We start from the raw sequence: 15,890 nt of genomic DNA on the forward strand, positions 1-15,890 counted from the left end.
AGCGGTCATCCTTTCCCGGTTGTTTTTCTTGTTGTTTTGCGATATACTCTCTATATTATTTGAACCGAATGAGGGAACATACCAAAATGAACGATTATTTTCATCTGAACGCGCCGGAGGACGTCATCCGGGGTATCAGCAACCTGGGCCTGGCCCATCTGGGGGACGGCGTCTTTGAGCTGATGGTGCGCTCCTGGCTGTGTCTGCGGGGCAAGGCTACCTCTAAGGGGCTGCATAAGGCAACGGTGCGCTATGTGGCCGCCCCGGCCCAGGCGGCGATGATGGAGCGGGTGCTCCCTCTGCTCACCGAAGCGGAGGCCGACGTATTTCGCCGGGGCCGTAACACCAGCCCCCACAGCGTGCCTCAGAACGCCAGCAGGGCGGACTACCAGACCGCCACCGGGCTGGAGGCTCTGTTCGGCTGGCTGTGGCTGCATGGGCAGACCGACCGGCTCAACGAGCTGTTTGCACAGATGATGGAGGAAGCGTAAATGCCGCTGGACGCATTTTGCCTCGCCGGGGCGGCCCAGGAGATCCGCCGGGCCGTCCAGGGGGGGAGAATCGACAAAATTTATCAGCCCACCCGGGATGAGGTGGTGCTGCTCATCCGGGGGCTGGAGGGAAATGTGCGCCTGCTGCTCTCCGCCAACCCGGGCCATCCCCGGGCGCATCTGACCCAGCTCAGCCGGGAGAATCCGGCGGAGCCCCCCATGTTCTGCCGTCTGCTGCGCAAGCACCTGACCGGGGCCCGCATCCTGGCCGTGGAGCAGCCCCCGGCGGAGCGGCTGCTGGACTTCCACCTGGAGGCCTTGGACGAGTTGGGGGACCGGGCGGAGCGCCGCCTGGTGCTGGAGGCCATGGGCCGAAGCGCCAACCTGATCCTGCTGGACGGGGAGGGACGCATTACCGACTGCCTGCGCCGGGTGGACGGAGATCTGTCCCGCCAGCGGCAGGTGCTGCCCGGGCTCTTCTACCGCCAGCCGCCCGCGCCCGACAAGTTAAATCCCCTTACGGCATCCCCGGAGGAGCTGCGCGCTGCCCTGGAGAATCCCCTGGGCAAAGAGCCGGAAAAGCTCCTGTTGGAGCGGATTACAGGCCTCTCGCCCCTGGTGGCGCGGGAGCTGGTCTTTCAGGCGGGGGGCGGGGGCGTGCCCCTGGCGCGGGCTCTGGAGGAATTGGCCAATACTGTGAAGGAAAACAGGCTTACACCTTATCTTCTGGTGCGGGAAGAAAAGAGCGTGGACTTTTCCTTCTTGCCCATCCTCCAGTACGGCCCGGAGACCGAGTGCCGCCGGATGGAGTCCTTCTCTCAAATGCTGGACGGCTTCTACGAGAGCCGGGAGGTGGCGGAGCGGGTGCGCCAGCGGGGGCAGGATCTGGTGAAATCGGTGACCAGCGCCCGGGACCGCACCCGGCGCAAGCTGGCCAACCAGGAAAAGGAGCTGGCCGACGCCGGGGACCGGGAGCGCAGGCGGGAGCTGGGGGACATCCTCACCTCCAACCTCCACGTCATGGAGAAGGGGATGAAATCCGTCCGGGCAGTGGACTACTACGACCCAGAGGGGAAAGAGGTGGACATCCCTCTGGACCCGCTGCTCACCCCGCAGCAGAACGCGGCCAAATACTATAAAGAGTACAACAAGGCCAAGACCGCCGAGCAGATGCTCACCGTGCAGCTGGAAAAGGGTCGGCGGGAGCTTGAGTACCTGAACAGCGTGTTGGAGAACATCTCCCTGGCCGAGGGGGAGCGGGACCTGCAGGAGATCCGCCAGGAGCTCTCCGACACGGGCTACCTGCGCCGTCCGGCCAAGGCCAGAGCGCGGGAGAAGCGGGTGGCGGGCAAGCCTATGGAATTCCGCTCCAGCGCGGGCCTGCGCATCTCAGTGGGGAAAAACAACAGCCAGAACGACCAGCTTACCACAAAGCTGGCCTTTAAGAGCGATATCTGGCTCCACACCCAGAAGATTCATGGCTCCCATGTGATCCTGTGGACCCAGGGAGAGGCCCCGGACGTCCAAAGCTTGACCGAGGCGGCCCAGCTGGCCGCCTGGTTCTCCCAGGGGCGGGAGGGGAAGAAGGTGCCGGTGGACTATACCCCGGTGAAATATGTAAAAAAGCCCGCCGGCGCCCGGCCCGGTATGGTGGTCTACACCACCTATCAGACGGCCTATGTGGATCCGGACGGGGAACTGGCCAAACGGCTGAGGGTGAAATAATGATGGATACTTCTCATATTTTGATTGTGGAGGACGACCCGGATATCAACCGCCTGCTGTGCAGGATCCTGGAGGGGGCGGGCTATCAGTGCCGACAGGCCTTCTCGGGCAGCGAGGCCATGCTCTGGGCGGAGCAGTACGACTATGATCTGGTGCTGCTGGACCTGATGCTGCCCGGCCTGACGGGGGAGGAGTTCATCGCCAGGGTCCGCAAGCGGCGCACCATGCCCATCCTTGTCCTCTCCGCCAAGGCGGGGCTGGAGGACCGGGTGAACGTGCTCCGGCTGGGGGCGGACGACTTTATTCCCAAGCCCTTTGACAACGCCGAGGTACTGGCCCGGGTAGAGGCCCAGCTGCGGCGGTACAAGCAGTTCTCGTCGGCCGACGGGAACACGGTGCTTACCCACGGGGACCTGAAGCTGGACCGGGAGGGGGTGAGCGTCACCATCGGGGACGAGCCGGTGGCGCTGACCGCCCGGGAGTTTGAGATTTTAAAGCTGTTGATGGAGCACCCCAAAAAGGTCTTTACCCGCGCGCAGCTATATGAGCAGGTCTGGGGCGGGGAATATTTCGGGGACGACAACACCGTCAACGTGCACATATCCAATCTGCGCGCCAAGCTGGCCAAGCTCAGCCCCGCAGAGTACATCAAGACCGTGTGGGGGATCGGCTTCAAGCTGAGCGAGCTGTAAGCTCCCGGGAGGTGCAGGGGGCGGCCCTTTGCGGGGGAACTTTATGCTTTCTTCACCTTTCCTTAAAGCCGGATTATGGACTTGGATTTATACTGGCATCACAATCCAAAAGAAAGGCTGATGCCAAATGGCAGAAATCGTACTGGCGACCCGCGGGCTGACCAAGCGCTACGGGAACCACCTGGCGGTGGACAGAGCCGAGCTGTCCATCGAAAAGGGCCAGATCTATGGGTTGGTGGGCCGCAACGGCGCGGGCAAGACCACCATCATCCGTATGATTACCGCCCAGACCGTGCCTACCGCCGGGCAGATCGAGCTCTTCGGGGAGACAGACCCCGCCCGGCTGGGCGCCATGCGCCGGCGGACGGGCGCCATGGTGGAGACCCCCAGCTTCTATCCCTATCTGACCGCGCTGCAGAACCTGGAGTACTACCGCCTGCAGCGGGGCATCCCTGGCCGGCATGTGGCGGAGGAGGCCCTGGAGTGGGTGGGGCTGACGGACACCGGCAGAAAGAAATTCAAGCACTTTTCCCTTGGCATGAAGCAGCGGCTGGGCCTGGCCCTGGCACTGATGAACCATCCGGACCTGTTGCTACTGGACGAGCCCATCAACGGCCTGGATCCGGAGGGGATCGTGGAATTCCGCAACATCCTCCTGGACCTGTGCCGCCAGCGGCAGACCACCATCCTGATCTCCAGCCATATCCTCACGGAGCTGGCCAACCTGGCCACCTGCTACGGATTCATTGATCACGGCATCATGCTGGAGCAGATCTCCGCCAAAGCCCTCCGGGAGAAGTGCCGGGCCTGTCTGGAACTGCGGGTGGACGACGCCTCCAGCGCCGCCCTGGTGCTAGAGCAGAAGCTGAACCTGCGGGACTACGAGGTGCTGCCCGGAAACGTGATCCGGCTGTACAGCTGCATGGACGCGCCGGACAGGGTCAACCAGGCCCTGGTGGAGGGCGGCGTGGCCCTCTTGGGCTCGGAGAGCCGGGGGGCCAATCTGGAGGACTACTTCCTGAACATGATCGGAGGTGTCCGCCATGCTTGACTACATCCGTGCCGAGGGCTATAAGGTCTCCCGGCGGGCCTACCCCTACGTAACCCTGCTGGTGCTGCTGGCGGGTGCGGCGCTGCTCATCAGCGGATGGGTGTTTACCAATTCCCATGGAAATGACGTGGACTTCGCCAGCGGCGGCGGCATGGCGGTCATGCTGCTGAGCGTGGGACTGTATGCCCCCGTCCTCATTGGGGACATGGTCTTTTCTGAGCAATACAAAAACAACACACTGAAAAACGAGGTGTCCTACGGGCTGCCCCGGGCCCGCATCTACCTGGGCAAGCTGGCCGTGGCCGCCGTGCTGGGGATTCTGATGTCCCTGGCGGTGCTGGTGTTCTATGAGGGCATGTGCTGGCTGACCTTGCTGCCCGGTGAGCCGGGCAACGCCGCCAAGGCCCTGGAGATGGTGATCTACTGCACTCTGGCGGCCCTGCCCCAGTGGCTGGGTATGCTGGGAGTGAGCATCATGGCCTATTTTCTGGTGCGTTCCAGCACGGTGGCCGCCATCCTGATCGTGCTGATTCTGGTGGTGCCACAAAACGCGCTGAAGCTTCTGGGCCTCTTGGTCCATCCGGCCTTTGGAAACGCCGCGGCCTTTATGCCCTCCGCCATGGTGGAGGCTGCCCAGACGGCAGTGGGAGACGGCCGCTTTCTGGCCCTGAGCTGGGGCCTGGGCGCCGCGTGGCTTGTGGGCGCCACTGTGGTGGGGCTCGTGCTCTTCCGCCGAAAGGAGATCAACTGACGCCATGCTCAACTATGTCCGTGCAGAGCTGTATAAGGCCTCCCGCCGCAGGATCCTCTATGTGATGGTGGGCCTGCTGCTGGCAGGGGAGTGTCTGTTCTGCCTGGGGTGGGTGTTCGGCTGGCCGGACGGAAAGTTTGAGGATATGGTGGCCCTGCTGACCAGCACGATGATTCTGGGGATGTACCTGGTCATCCCGCTGACCTGGCTGACCGCGCCGGATACCCGCCGGGGGGACACCCTGAAGAACGAGGTGTCCTATGGACTGTCCCGGCCAATGATTTATATGGGCAAGATGTGCGCCGCCCTGACAGTCTGCCTGCTTACATGCGGCATTGTGTTTGCCTTCTACCTGGGGAGCAACTGGGTGCTCTGCACCCATGGCGACCCTGCGGCAGAGCGGGAGATGCTGGCCGTCCTGGGGTATGTGGTCCTGTGCGCCCTCCCGCTGTGGCTGGGCATGCTGGGGGTGTGTATGCTGGCCTTCACGGTTCTGCGCAGCGCGGTGACGGCGGTGGTGGTGCTCTTTTTGGGCCTCAATCTGGGCCCTCTGCTGCCCCCGCTCTTCCGTGCCGTCCAGCTGCCGGCGTTTCAGCAGCTGGGGAGGATGGGAGAGCGGATCTCCCTGGTGGGGCCCTTCTGGGGGGTCCTGACCGACGCCATGGACTGGGCATTCCTGGGCCGCTGCTGGCTGCTGGGCCTGGGGTGGCTTGCAGTCAGCACAGAGGTGGGGTTGCTGTTTTTCCAGCGGCAGGAGCTGTAGACGAGAGGAGTTGACCTGGGGTGACGGCGCTTTTCTGTATCCTTTTGACTGTTTTATGCGCAGTGCTGCTGACCCAGGCCGCGCTCACCCGCCGCGGCCTGCGCAGCGCGGAACGGCAGCTGGCCGAACTGGAGCGCTCCCGCTCCTCTACCCATCTGAAGCTGACCTCTCCCAACCGGGCCTTGGAGGGACTGCTGGACCAGGTGAATATCCTCCTGGAGCTGCGCCGCCGGGATGAGGCGGCCTACCGGGAGCGGGAGCAGGAGCTGCGCCGGCAGATCGCCAACATCTCCCACGACCTGCGTACCCCCCTTACCTCGATTCTGGGATACCTTCAGCTGCTGGAGGACGAGGGCCTCCCGCCCGGGGAGCGGCGGGAGTACCTGTCTGTGGTGGAGGGACGGGCCAAGGCGCTTCAGAGCCTCATTACCAGCTTTTATGACCTGTCCCGGCTGGAGGGGGGAGACTATCCCCTCAGCCGGGAGCCGGTGGATCTGTCGGCCGTCCTGTCCGGTCTGCTGGCCTCCTTCTACGGTGACTTTACCGCCGCCGGCTTTGACGTGCAGGTGGATCTGGCGGAGGGACTGCCGCCGGCGGCCGCCGATCCGTCCGGCGTGCTGCGGGTATTGACCAACCTGCTCCGCAATGCCCTGGACCACGGCAGGGGATACCTGGAAATTAAGCTCTTCCAGGAGGGAGACGAGGTGATAAGCCGCTTCGGAAACCCCGCCGGGGACGTGACGGAGGAGGATCTGCCCTATGTCTTTGACCGCTTCTACACGGCGGATAAGATGCGCACGGGGCGCAATACCGGGCTGGGGCTGGCGATTGTCAAGGCGCTGACGGAGCGGATGGGACACCGGGTTTCTGCACAGCTGTGCAATGGAATTTTTTTCATTGAGATTCGCTGGAAAACGGCAAAATAGGCAGGCATGGGCTCCATGCCTGCTTTTGTTATGGATTTAACAGGGGAGAAGCCGTTGACAAGCGCGGATTTGGGTGGTATGCTAACAATAATTGAGGATAGCTAACAAAAAGTTAGGTACTCATACTTTTTGAGAGGTAGAGAGCAATGGTAACGATCATTCGAAAAAAGGTATTAAACGCCAGCGTGACATTGCTGGAGGTGGAAGCACCGCGGATCGCGAAGAAAGCGGAGCCGGGGCAGTTCATCATCCTGAGGGTGGATGAGCAAGGTGAGCGGATCCCGCTGACCATTGCGGATTTTGACCGGGAGCGGGGCACGGTGACGATCATCTTTCAGAAGGTGGGGCTGACCACTCAGCTGCTGGGCGACCTGGAGGAGGGGGACTCCATCCGGGACTTTGTGGGGCCCCTGGGCCTGCCCACCGAGCTGCCCGAGGGCGCCAGGCGGGTGTGCGTGGTGGGGGGCGGCGTGGGCTGCGCCATCGCCTATCCCCAGGCCAAGGGCTTGCACGCCAAGGGCCTGGCGGTGGATGTGATCGCCGGCTTCCGCTCCAAGGATATCGTCATTCTGGAGGAGGAGTTCAAAGCCGTCTGCGACAATCTGTACATCACCACGGACGACGGCTCTTACGCGGAGAAGGGCTTTGTCACCGATAAGCTCAAGAGCCTGATTGACGCGGGCAATTCCTACGATGCGGTCATCGCCATCGGCCCCATCCCCATGATGAAGTTTGTCTGCAAGACCACCGAGCCCTATGGCATTAAGACCATCGTCTCCCTCAACCCCATTATGATCGACGGCACCGGCATGTGCGGCGGCTGCCGGGTGAGCGTGGGCGGAAAGATGAAATTCGCCTGTGTGGACGGCCCGGACTTTGACGGTCATCAGGTGGATTTTGACGAGCTGATGAGCCGCAACGCGGTCTACCGCGGGGAAGAGGCCCAGCAGAAGCAGCGCCATGCCTGCCGCATGGAGCAGCTGGGCAAGACCCTGATCCATTGAGAGGAGGCATGGGAGCATGGCAAATATGAGTCTGACCAAGGTGCCTGTGCCTGAGCAGGACCCGCAGGTACGCAATCACAATTTTGAAGAGGTCTGCCTGGGCTATACCGCCGAGCAGGCCATGGAGGAGGCGGGGCGCTGCCTCCACTGTAAGAACCAGCCCTGCGTGGGCGGCTGCCCGGTGAATATCCACATACCGGAGTTCATCGCCAAGGTGGCGGAAGGGGACTTTAAAGCCGCCTATGAGATCATTTCAGACACCAATGCCCTGCCCAGTGTCAGCGGCCGGGTCTGCCCCCAGGAGAGCCAGTGTGAGGCCCGGTGCGTCCGGGGGATCAAGGGCGAGCCGGTGGCTATCGGCCGGCTGGAGCGCTTTGTGGCCGACTGGTACCGGGAGAACGTGAACGAGATGCCCAGGCGCCCGGAGAGTAACGGGGTGAAGGTGGCGGTGGTGGGCTCGGGCCCGGCCAGCCTGACCTGCGCCAGCGACCTGGCCAGGGCGGGCTATCAGGTGTCCATCTTTGAGGCTTTCCACACCGCCGGCGGCGTGCTGGTGTACGGCATTCCGGAGTTCCGCCTGCCCAAGGCCATTGTGCAGAATGAGGTGGATAAGCTCACCGCCATGGGAGTGGAGCTGGAGACCGACATTGTGGTGGGCAAGACCTACACCATCGACGAGATGTTTGCCGACGGCTATCAGGCCGTGTTTGTGGGCTCGGGCGCGGGCCTGCCCATGTTCATGGGTATCGAGGGGGAGACCTTGGCCGGGGTCTACTCCGCCAATGAGTACCTCACCCGGATCAACCTGATGAAGGCTTACCGGGAGGAGTACGACACGCCCATCAAAAAGATCAGGCGGGCCGCTATTGTGGGCGGCGGCAACGTGGCCATGGACGCGGCCCGCTGCGCCAAGCGCATGGGCGCGGAGCATGTGTATGTGGTCTACCGCCGCAGCGAGGAGGAGATGCCTGCCCGCCGGGAGGAGATCCACCACGCCAAGGAGGAGGGGATTGAGTTCCTCTTCCTGAACAACCCGGTGAAGATACTGGGGGACGACCAGGGCCGGGTGCGGGCCATGGAGTGCGTCAGGATGGAGCTGGGCGAGCCGGACGACTCCGGCCGCCGCCGTCCTATCGAGGTGAAGGGCAGCGAGTTTGAGCTGGAGGTGGATGCGGTCATTATGAGCCTAGGCACCAGCCCCAATCCGCTGATCCGCTCCACCACACCGGGGCTGGAGGCCAACCGGAAGGGATGCCTGGTAGCGGACGAGGAGCGCCTGGCAACCACCCGGGAGGGCGTGTACGCCGGCGGCGACGCGGTCACCGGCGCGGCCACAGTGATTTTGGCCATGGGCGCCGGTAAAAAGGCCGCCGCCGCCATGGACCAGTACCTTCAGGAGAAGCGGGGCAAATAAATGAAAAAACAGAGGGTCACCCGATCGGGCTGCATCTGTCAAGGAAAAGTAGACAGGTAAAAGTGCAGCTAACAGAAGCCCAGTTCGGTTCTGTACTGAACTGGGCTTTTGTAGCCCAAAGCGGCAGCCGGACGGCGGTTGTTGAAGAAATCGACGTAGGCGGCCAACCGGGCCGGAACATCCTTATTTTAGCAGATACGAAAAAGTAGACACTCACGCTTTTTGTGAGTGTCTACTTTTATCTTACCAGATGCAGGGCACCTGATCGGGTGGCCCTCTGTTTTTTCATTTAAAAGGGTATCAACCGGAGAAAGGTGCGCTCCGCAGCGCTGACGCGCTTTTTCAGGGGCTGGACATAGAGATATTTCAGCTTATACAGCTCGTCCCCCAGCTTGATGGGGACACAGGCCAGTTGCCCGGATTTTACAAGGGGGTCGTCCGCGATGACTATCTCCACATAGGTGGCGACCATGCGATTGGACATGACGGTTGTTTTGATGAGTTCATTGTTGTTGGAAAACATGGAGATGGGCGGCATGCCTCCGGGGAAAAAGACATGCTGCATCATGTAGAGGACCTGCTCCTTGCTTTGCAGGATAAAGGTCTCGTTTTTCAGATCGTCGGGGGTGACAAAGGGCTTCCTGGCCAGGGGGGAATCCGGGCTGCAAATGACCACCAGATTGGACTGCGGCAGTTCGGTGACCTGGCCGCCGACGCAGATGGAGTTCCAGAGCTCCGGCAGACAGCAGATGAGACCAAAATCCAGAGTGAGGTCCCGCACAGCGGAAATGATGTCGTTTACGCCGGTGTGATTGATGAAAATCGTGTACTCGGGGTAGAGCTGGTTGAAGCGGGACACCACATCTTGCAGAAAGGTAGTGGTACCGATGGGGTAGGCGCCGATGTGCAGGGCGCTGGTCTCCTGGTTCTCCCCCAGGTACCTGATGCTCTCGACGTTTTCCAGGATGATCCGGGCCAGGCGAATGGTTTCGGCACCCTTACCAGTCAGGGTGGAACCCCGTCTGGAGCGGTCAAAGATGGCAAATCCAAGTTCATCCTCCAGGCTGGAGATGGCGCGGCTGACCGTGGTATGGGAGACGTAAAGATTCCGCGCCGCGGCGACAATGGTGCCGGCGGACTCCACCTCACAAATAAACGCCAACTGCTCCAGCGTCATAATACCATAACCCCTCCCGCTTCCGCCAGATCTATTTTTTAACTATATCATAAAAGTGACAGCTATGTAAATTTTAAACATTATGTGCGCCAAATGCACGGAAGTGTGTGAAATCGGTCCTTTATTTTGCGGCAGATTGCCGGTATGATGAATACAAAGCCGACCAATTGTTTTCGTGCGCACGGAGGATTTGCGGCAAAATCATAAACAAATGAGAGGAGTATGTGACCTAGTATGAAGTTCATTGACCTATCTGTCCTCTTTGAGCCTGACACACTCTCCGATATCCCGATTATGCGTCCACACTTTCAGTACTCAGACCATGAGACGGGCGCCAGTGAAATGATGAAAACCTACGGCTGTGCCAGAGAGGACCTGCCACCCGGAGGCTGCTGCGCGGACACGCGGATATCCTGTGTGGATCACAGCGGGACACATATGGACGCGCCCTGGCACTATGCGCCCACCATGAACGGCGGCGAGCGGGCGCGGACCATTGACGAGATGCCTATGGAGTGGTGTATGGGCAATGGCGTGTGCCTCCACTTCCAGGATAAGCCGGACGGCTATAAGGTGACCGCGGCGGACCTGGAGGCATATTTCAAGAGTATCGACTATCAGCCCAAGCCCCTGGACATCGTGCTTCTGCACACCGGAGCGCAGAAAAACTACGGCAGGCCGGAGTACGGGGTCACCGGCTGCGGCGTGGGCCGTGAGGCCACCCTGTGGCTGCTGCGGCAGGGTATCAAGGTGGTGGGGACCGACGCCTGGAGCTGGGATGTCCCCCTGCCGCTGGTGGCAAAGGAGTTTGCCCGGACGAAGGACCCCTCCGTCATCTGGGAGGGGCACCTGGCGGGCATGGAGATGGAGTACTACCAGATGGAGAAGATGACCAATCTGGACCAATTGCCCGCCATCGGATTCCAGGTCATCTGCTTTCCGGTAAAGATCAAGGGGGGGAGCGCGGGCTGGGTGCGCCCCATCGCCGTGCTGTAACCGGAACAAGAGAATCAGTATGAGGAGGAAATTTGAACATGCATACTGCAGCAAAGTGGACCGCGCTTCAGACCCGGATTGCCATTGCCATCCTATCCCTGAACGCGCTGGCACTGTCAAAAAACGTTATATCTCTGATTATTGCAGACCTGATTAAGACTTATCCGGATTATCCGGTGTCCACCATACAGCTGATTTTTTCCACGACCACCGGAATGGCGGTGGTGGGCTCCCTGCTGTGCATCTGGCTGGAAAAGCGAATGACCCTGAAGAGTATGTCCTTGCTTACCCTGCTGAGCGTCCTGGCAGGCGGCGTCATCGGATTTTTCTGTGCCAAGACCAGCGTGCCGCTGCTGTTCCTGTCCAGCATTCTCATCGGCATCGGCATGGGCCTTATCACCCCGCTCAACGGCATCAACATCGCCAACCATTTTGAGGGCGCCGAGCTGGTCAAAATGAATGCCCAGAACTCGGTGGCCGCCACGGTGGGCAGCGTGGTATTCCCGCTGCTCGGCGGCCTGCTGGTGGCCATTGACTGGCCCTGTGTCTATTGGATCTTTCTCCTGACCATTCCGGTTATGATCATTACGGTGGTTGTTCAGCCCAGGGAGGAGCTCCAGCGCCTTCCCAGAGAGAGTGGCGGCAACCCTGTAAAGGTCAAGGTGTGGTCTCCTGCGCTCATCTGCTGGGTGATCGAGTCCTTTTTCGCCGGGCTGTGCTGGATGGTGTATCAGAGCAACGCCTCGTCCCTGTTCCAGAGCCTTGGCTTTGAAAATTACGCCCAAATGGCCAGCTATGGCTCCTTCCTCTTTGCCGGGCTGAACGTGATCGCGGCAACCACCCTGAAGTTCTTCTGCCACAAGTTCGGCAAACCCTGCATGACCGGCGGAATCGTGCTGATGGCAGTCGGACTGTTCCTGATTGCCGCCTGCAAGAGCGTATCCATGGTGTGGCTGATCTTCGTGGCCACCGCGGTAATCGGCTTCGGCTTCGGCATCTTTAAGTCGGCCAGCTTTGTATTTCTGCCCCTTACCCTGGAGAAGGGGGCCACCTCCAGAGGCTTCTCTTACTTCAACGCGGCCAATGTGCTCGGCAATTTCCTCACCCCCTACTTAATTACCTCCACGGTGGCGCGGATGGGCGGTACCATCTACACCCGCTATATTCTGAGCGCGGTGATCTGCGCAGCCCTGTCCGTCTTCGCCATCGCTACCCAGAAACTGAAGGGAACGGAGAAGATTGCAGACTAAAAAGCATGCCCGCGGCAGGGAATGGCCTCCGCCGCGGGTATGACTGGGAAGGATGCTGTTTATGACACAGAAGAAATCGTTCCTCCGCGGCTACTCTATGGTGGTCCACTCCTTCTTGATGTATTGGATCTACGGCACGCTGATCGGCGGAGGGCTCAGCGTCATCGTGGCGCAGTACTGCGTCATGACCGGGCTGGACTCCAACTTGGTCACCTCGGTCAATACTGTGGGCGGATTTCTCTCCGTGGCGATGACCTTTCTGATCGGCCGGTGGGTCATCACCAAGGGCGTGCGGGGCATTACTGCCTTCAGCTGCGTGGGAACGGCGGTCGGCCTGTGCGTCCTGGGAAACGGGACGGGCCTGGGGATTTATATTCTCTGGTCCGTGGTCAGCCAGGGACTGTATAACGGCTACAGCTTTACCGCCACCAACGCGCTGATCGCCAACTGGTTTCCGCGGAAAAAGGGCTGGGTGATGGGGATTACCACCGCCGGCATGATGGCGGCCTCTTTTACCTCGGTCCTGTTTATCACGGTGTACAGCCCCCAAATCGGGTTTACCAACGTCTGTTATATCCTGGCGGCCGTGATTGCGGCGCTGGGGCTCGTATCCCTGCGGTGGATCGTGGATACCCCGGAGGAGTGTGGGCTCCTGCCGGACAACCTGCCCCTGACGAGGAAGGAGCGGCAGGCCTTTGGCGGGACCGGTCGTCAGGACTGGAGGGCGCGGGAGCTGATCTGCTCCAAGGACGGGCTGTGCTATATCGTAGGGTTTGGCCTGCTGTTTATCGCCACCACGGGCGGCATTACTGCCTTTGTCCCCTATATGCAGGAGCGGGGCTATTCCCAGGTGGACGCCGTGGGGCTGATGTCCCTGACCAGCCTGTTTTCTCTGGTGGGCAGCTTTGTGATCGGCGTGCTGGACACCAAGTTGGGTACCAAAAAGGCCAGCCTGATTTTTGCCACGCTGTATGTGGTCGGCTATTCAGGGGCCTTTGCGCTGACCGGTACGGAGAGGCTGTTTCTGCTGCCCCTCTGGCTGGCAATGGCCAGCGGCGGGGCCAACGCCAACCTGATGGCCTCCGCCCTGGTCAGCCAGTACGGGCGCGCCAACTATGCCAGCGTGTGGTCTGTACTGTTCACCGGTGCCAGCCTGATTCGCAATTTGTGCTACCTGTTGATCGGCGCCAGCGCATCTCTGTCCGGGACCTATGCCAGAGTTTATCTGTTTTGGGGCGTTATTTCGGCGTTCAGCTTTGTGTTGCTAGCACTATCTAATTTCAAATACCGCCCGGCGCCGCGCGCTTAATCCTTTGGGCGAAAAAAGGAGGTCCCCCCGGTATATGCCGGGGGGACCTCTTTTTCATTTCTTTACATATTGGCGCAGGGTTCCAATGCGCTCAATCCGGATTTCCACGGTGTCGCCGTCGGAGAGGTAGGGCAGCGCCCCGCCGCGCTCGGCCAGACAGCCGCCGCCCACGGTGCCCAGGCCGATCACATCACCGGGGACCACAGGGGAGTCCTGGGTCACCACCTCAAAGAGCTGTGGGATGGTCCAGTACATATCCCCGGTGGCCGAATCCGTGGTCTGCGTTCCGTTGACAAAGGCGTCCACCTTCAGGTCCAGCCGCCCGTTATTCCAGCGGTCGATGACCTCGTCCATGGTGACGATCCAGGGGCCGAACCCGGCGGCGAAATCCTTGCTCTTGTGCATCCCCAGGAAGCCCACCTCACGGCCGCCCTCCGCCCGGTCCGTCCAGTCGTTGTATATGGTGACGCCGAAGATGTAGTCCAGGATGTGCTCGGCCTTGATGTCGCGGCCCGTCCTGCCCACCACCAGCGCCAGCTCCGCCTCGTAGTCCAGGGTGACAGATCCGGCCTTGCGGGAGATGACCGCCTCTGGCCCGCTGAGCACATTGGGGTTCTCGTAGAAATAGATGGGGCGTTCGTACCAGATGGGGGGAGTGGTATGGCCGCTGCGCTTGCTGGTGCCGTTGGAGTGGGCCTCAAACAGGCTGGAGTCCCGGATGGAGGCCGGGCGCAGAATGGGCGGGTGGAGCGATACCGCACTCAGGGGCAGGGTCTCCCGCTTTGCCCCGCTGTCCAGAGCGGCCTGAATGGCGGCGACGGGATCGTCAAAGCGGCAGATCAGCGCGCCGATGTCCGGAATGACCTCGGAACAGCCCAGCAGAGCGGTCAGATCCACTACTTCATCGTCCAGCTTCATACCGGCGCGGGGACCAAAGAATCTGTACTGATAGGTCAGCAACTTCATTGTGATACATCCTTTCTGCAACAGGAGGCGGGGCGGCGTCCGGGTCCTCCTCCGGATAGGCCTGTGCGGCCGATAAACGGATTCTATCAGAGCGCGGAAAGGAAGTAAAGCGCGGATTCCACACGCTGATGTGCATAGGCGCTTAGTTGAGGCGGATTCCTCCGAACACGGCAACATGAATCGGGCACAGACGCCGGAAAGCCGGTTAATGTGCCTTTCCGCCCAGCATGGCGTTGAGCTCCGCCCGGGTGCAGTGGTAGTCCCCGTCTCCGCTGCGGCGGTAGGCGCCGGTGAAGGGGCTTTTGCCCAGATAGACGGGCAGCTGGTCCGTCGGGGCGGGAGGGACCTCGATGACCACGATGTCTCCGCCCGGCGCGTGTTCCACCCGGATCTGATCGTCAGTAAGGATGTTGCTGCTGACCACGCTCCGGTCATTCAGAAGGGCCTTGAATTCCGCCGCCAGCTCCTCGGGATTCAGCAGGCCCTGCACCCGCAGGGAGTGGTCAGGCAGCTCCTCCACGCCCAGCAGAATCAGCCCTCCGTAGGTGTTGGCAAAGGCGGAATAGGTCTCCCAAACGCTGTGGGGCAGACCGCCGGTGGCCAGCTTGGCCTCCAGACGGTTGTTCTCCCGGTAGGAGGGAATTTGGGTCAGATCAAACATAACACGCCCTCCTCAGAGCTGCCTGGCCTTGTACGCCTCGCCCCACAGCCTCATGGAGTCCAGAATGGGGCGCATGGATTCTCCCAGTTGGCTCAGTGCGTACTCCACCCGTGGGGGCACTTCGGGATAGACCGTGCGGGTGACAAGACCGTCCTCCTCCAGGGAGCGCAGAGCGTCCGTAAGCACCTTTTGACTGACGCCTTCCAGGTCCTTTTTCAGCTCATTGAACCGCCAGGGGCGGTCCATCAGATTGCGCAGGATCAGCAGCTTCCACTTGCTGCCGATGAGTGCCACCGTAGTGGCCACCGGGCAGGCGGGCATCTCCTCTTTGGTCAGCATCGGACGACCTCCTTGTGGACGTGATAATCTCATTATAGTGCCGCGCTTGTGCGCTGTCAACGGCACAAAGGTCACCAAAAGGTGACTGGGTTATAAAAAAGTGCGTACTTTTCAGGGCGGTTCCCGGATGCTATGCTGTGTTCAGAGGCCGGGAAAACCGCCCCGGTCCAATCAAAAGTATGGAGGAATGTATCATGGGACTGAAGAATTTGTTTGCCTGGTACGCGGATGCCGAGACGAAAGCCGCGACAGCCTGCGGCACGGCCTGCGGGGCGGGAGATCCCAAGCCGGACCCCAAGCCCAGCGCGTGCGGCAGCGCCTGCGGTGCCGGCGACGGGAAGTGAGCAAGGCCGCGCCTCCCTGCGGGAGGGCGGC

General features: G+C 61.1%; 18 protein-coding genes. 13 read left to right on the forward strand and 5 right to left on the reverse strand.

Annotated features, from left to right (window positions below):
* The first annotated feature begins 86 nt into the window (after positions 1-86).
* From H9Q75_RS00555 to gltA, 9 genes are all read left to right on the forward strand, one after another.
* Complete coding sequence (locus tag H9Q75_RS00555; RefSeq protein ID WP_186564226.1) at positions 87-491, forward strand: Mini-ribonuclease 3; 405 nt, start codon at positions 87-89, stop codon at positions 489-491.
* A complete protein-coding gene (locus H9Q75_RS00560; protein WP_186564227.1) occupies positions 492-2,216 on the forward strand; it encodes an Rqc2 family fibronectin-binding protein in 1,725 nt (574 codons plus the stop codon). It begins immediately after the preceding gene.
* A 2-nt stretch (positions 2,217-2,218) separates the two neighbouring features.
* Positions 2,219-2,908, forward strand: coding sequence for a response regulator transcription factor (locus H9Q75_RS00565; RefSeq protein ID WP_186564978.1), 690 nt, complete (start codon positions 2,219-2,221; stop codon positions 2,906-2,908).
* Positions 2,909-3,035: 127 nt separating this feature from the next.
* A complete protein-coding gene (locus H9Q75_RS00570) occupies positions 3,036-3,959 on the forward strand; it encodes an ABC transporter ATP-binding protein (RefSeq protein WP_186564228.1) in 924 nt (307 codons plus the stop codon).
* Positions 3,952-4,710 carry an ABC transporter permease gene (locus H9Q75_RS00575; RefSeq protein WP_186564229.1) on the forward strand — a complete coding sequence of 253 codons (759 nt, stop codon included), beginning with the start codon at positions 3,952-3,954 and terminating at the stop codon, positions 4,708-4,710. Before H9Q75_RS00570 ends, H9Q75_RS00575 begins: the two co-directional genes overlap by 8 nt.
* Before the next feature lie 4 nt (positions 4,711-4,714).
* Complete coding sequence (locus H9Q75_RS00580; protein WP_186564230.1) at positions 4,715-5,473, forward strand: hypothetical protein; 759 nt, start codon at positions 4,715-4,717, stop codon at positions 5,471-5,473.
* Positions 5,474-5,493: 20 nt separating this feature from the next.
* Positions 5,494-6,399, forward strand: a complete 906-nt coding sequence (locus H9Q75_RS00585) for a histidine kinase dimerization/phospho-acceptor domain-containing protein (protein ID WP_186564231.1) — start codon at positions 5,494-5,496, stop codon at positions 6,397-6,399.
* Positions 6,400-6,545: 146 nt separating this feature from the next.
* Positions 6,546-7,403: a sulfide/dihydroorotate dehydrogenase-like FAD/NAD-binding protein gene (locus H9Q75_RS00590; protein WP_186564232.1), complete on the forward strand. Its 858-nt coding sequence runs from the start codon at positions 6,546-6,548 to the stop codon at positions 7,401-7,403.
* 16 nt (positions 7,404-7,419) lie between these two features.
* Positions 7,420-8,817 (forward strand): NADPH-dependent glutamate synthase, encoded by a 1,398-nt coding sequence (gene gltA / locus H9Q75_RS00595; protein ID WP_186564233.1) that lies wholly within the window; start codon positions 7,420-7,422, stop codon positions 8,815-8,817.
* Between the two features lie 68 nt (positions 8,818-8,885).
* Here gltA and H9Q75_RS12925 read toward each other — a convergent pair whose 3' ends face one another.
* Together H9Q75_RS12925 and H9Q75_RS00605 are read right to left on the reverse strand one after the other, a co-directional pair.
* On the reverse strand, positions 8,886-8,984 hold the full coding sequence (locus H9Q75_RS12925; RefSeq protein WP_186564234.1) for an IS3 family transposase: 99 nt from the start codon (positions 8,982-8,984) through the stop codon (positions 8,886-8,888).
* 122 nt (positions 8,985-9,106) lie between these two features.
* A complete protein-coding gene (locus H9Q75_RS00605; RefSeq protein ID WP_186564235.1) occupies positions 9,107-9,994 on the reverse strand; it encodes a LysR family transcriptional regulator in 888 nt (295 codons plus the stop codon).
* A gap of 234 nt (positions 9,995-10,228) precedes the next feature.
* Between H9Q75_RS00605 and H9Q75_RS00610 the strand changes: the two genes are divergently transcribed.
* The 3 genes from H9Q75_RS00610 (at position 10,229) to H9Q75_RS00620 (ending at position 13,549) form a co-directional block, all read left to right on the forward strand.
* Complete coding sequence (locus tag H9Q75_RS00610; protein ID WP_186564236.1) at positions 10,229-10,990, forward strand: cyclase family protein; 762 nt, start codon at positions 10,229-10,231, stop codon at positions 10,988-10,990.
* A 38-nt stretch (positions 10,991-11,028) separates the two neighbouring features.
* The gene (locus H9Q75_RS00615) at positions 11,029-12,240 is read left to right on the forward strand and encodes an MFS transporter (RefSeq protein ID WP_186564237.1); all 1,212 of its coding nucleotides are present in this window, start codon (positions 11,029-11,031) and stop codon (positions 12,238-12,240) included.
* 61 nt (positions 12,241-12,301) lie between these two features.
* The gene (locus H9Q75_RS00620) at positions 12,302-13,549 is read left to right on the forward strand and encodes an MFS transporter (protein WP_186564238.1); all 1,248 of its coding nucleotides are present in this window, start codon (positions 12,302-12,304) and stop codon (positions 13,547-13,549) included.
* Positions 13,550-13,603: 54 nt separating this feature from the next.
* Here H9Q75_RS00620 and H9Q75_RS00625 read toward each other — a convergent pair whose 3' ends face one another.
* From H9Q75_RS00625 to H9Q75_RS00635, 3 genes are all read right to left on the reverse strand, one after another.
* Positions 13,604-14,515: a fumarylacetoacetate hydrolase family protein gene (locus H9Q75_RS00625; RefSeq protein WP_186564239.1), complete on the reverse strand. Its 912-nt coding sequence runs from the start codon at positions 14,513-14,515 to the stop codon at positions 13,604-13,606.
* 205 nt (positions 14,516-14,720) lie between these two features.
* A complete protein-coding gene (locus H9Q75_RS00630; protein ID WP_186564240.1) occupies positions 14,721-15,176 on the reverse strand; it encodes an AlbA family DNA-binding domain-containing protein in 456 nt (151 codons plus the stop codon).
* 12 nt (positions 15,177-15,188) lie between these two features.
* A complete protein-coding gene (locus tag H9Q75_RS00635) occupies positions 15,189-15,515 on the reverse strand; it encodes a winged helix-turn-helix transcriptional regulator (protein WP_186564241.1) in 327 nt (108 codons plus the stop codon).
* A 194-nt stretch (positions 15,516-15,709) separates the two neighbouring features.
* Here H9Q75_RS00635 and acgA point away from each other — a divergent pair, with 194 nt between their 5' ends.
* A complete protein-coding gene (gene acgA, locus H9Q75_RS00640; RefSeq protein WP_186564242.1) occupies positions 15,710-15,859 on the forward strand; it encodes an ACGX-repeat peptide in 150 nt (49 codons plus the stop codon).
* The last annotated feature ends 31 nt before the right edge of the window (positions 15,860-15,890 follow it).

Origin of the sequence: Lawsonibacter celer, from assembly GCF_014281125.1 — a bacterium.
Taxonomy (GTDB): domain Bacteria; phylum Bacillota; class Clostridia; order Oscillospirales; family Oscillospiraceae; genus Lawsonibacter_B; species Lawsonibacter_B celer.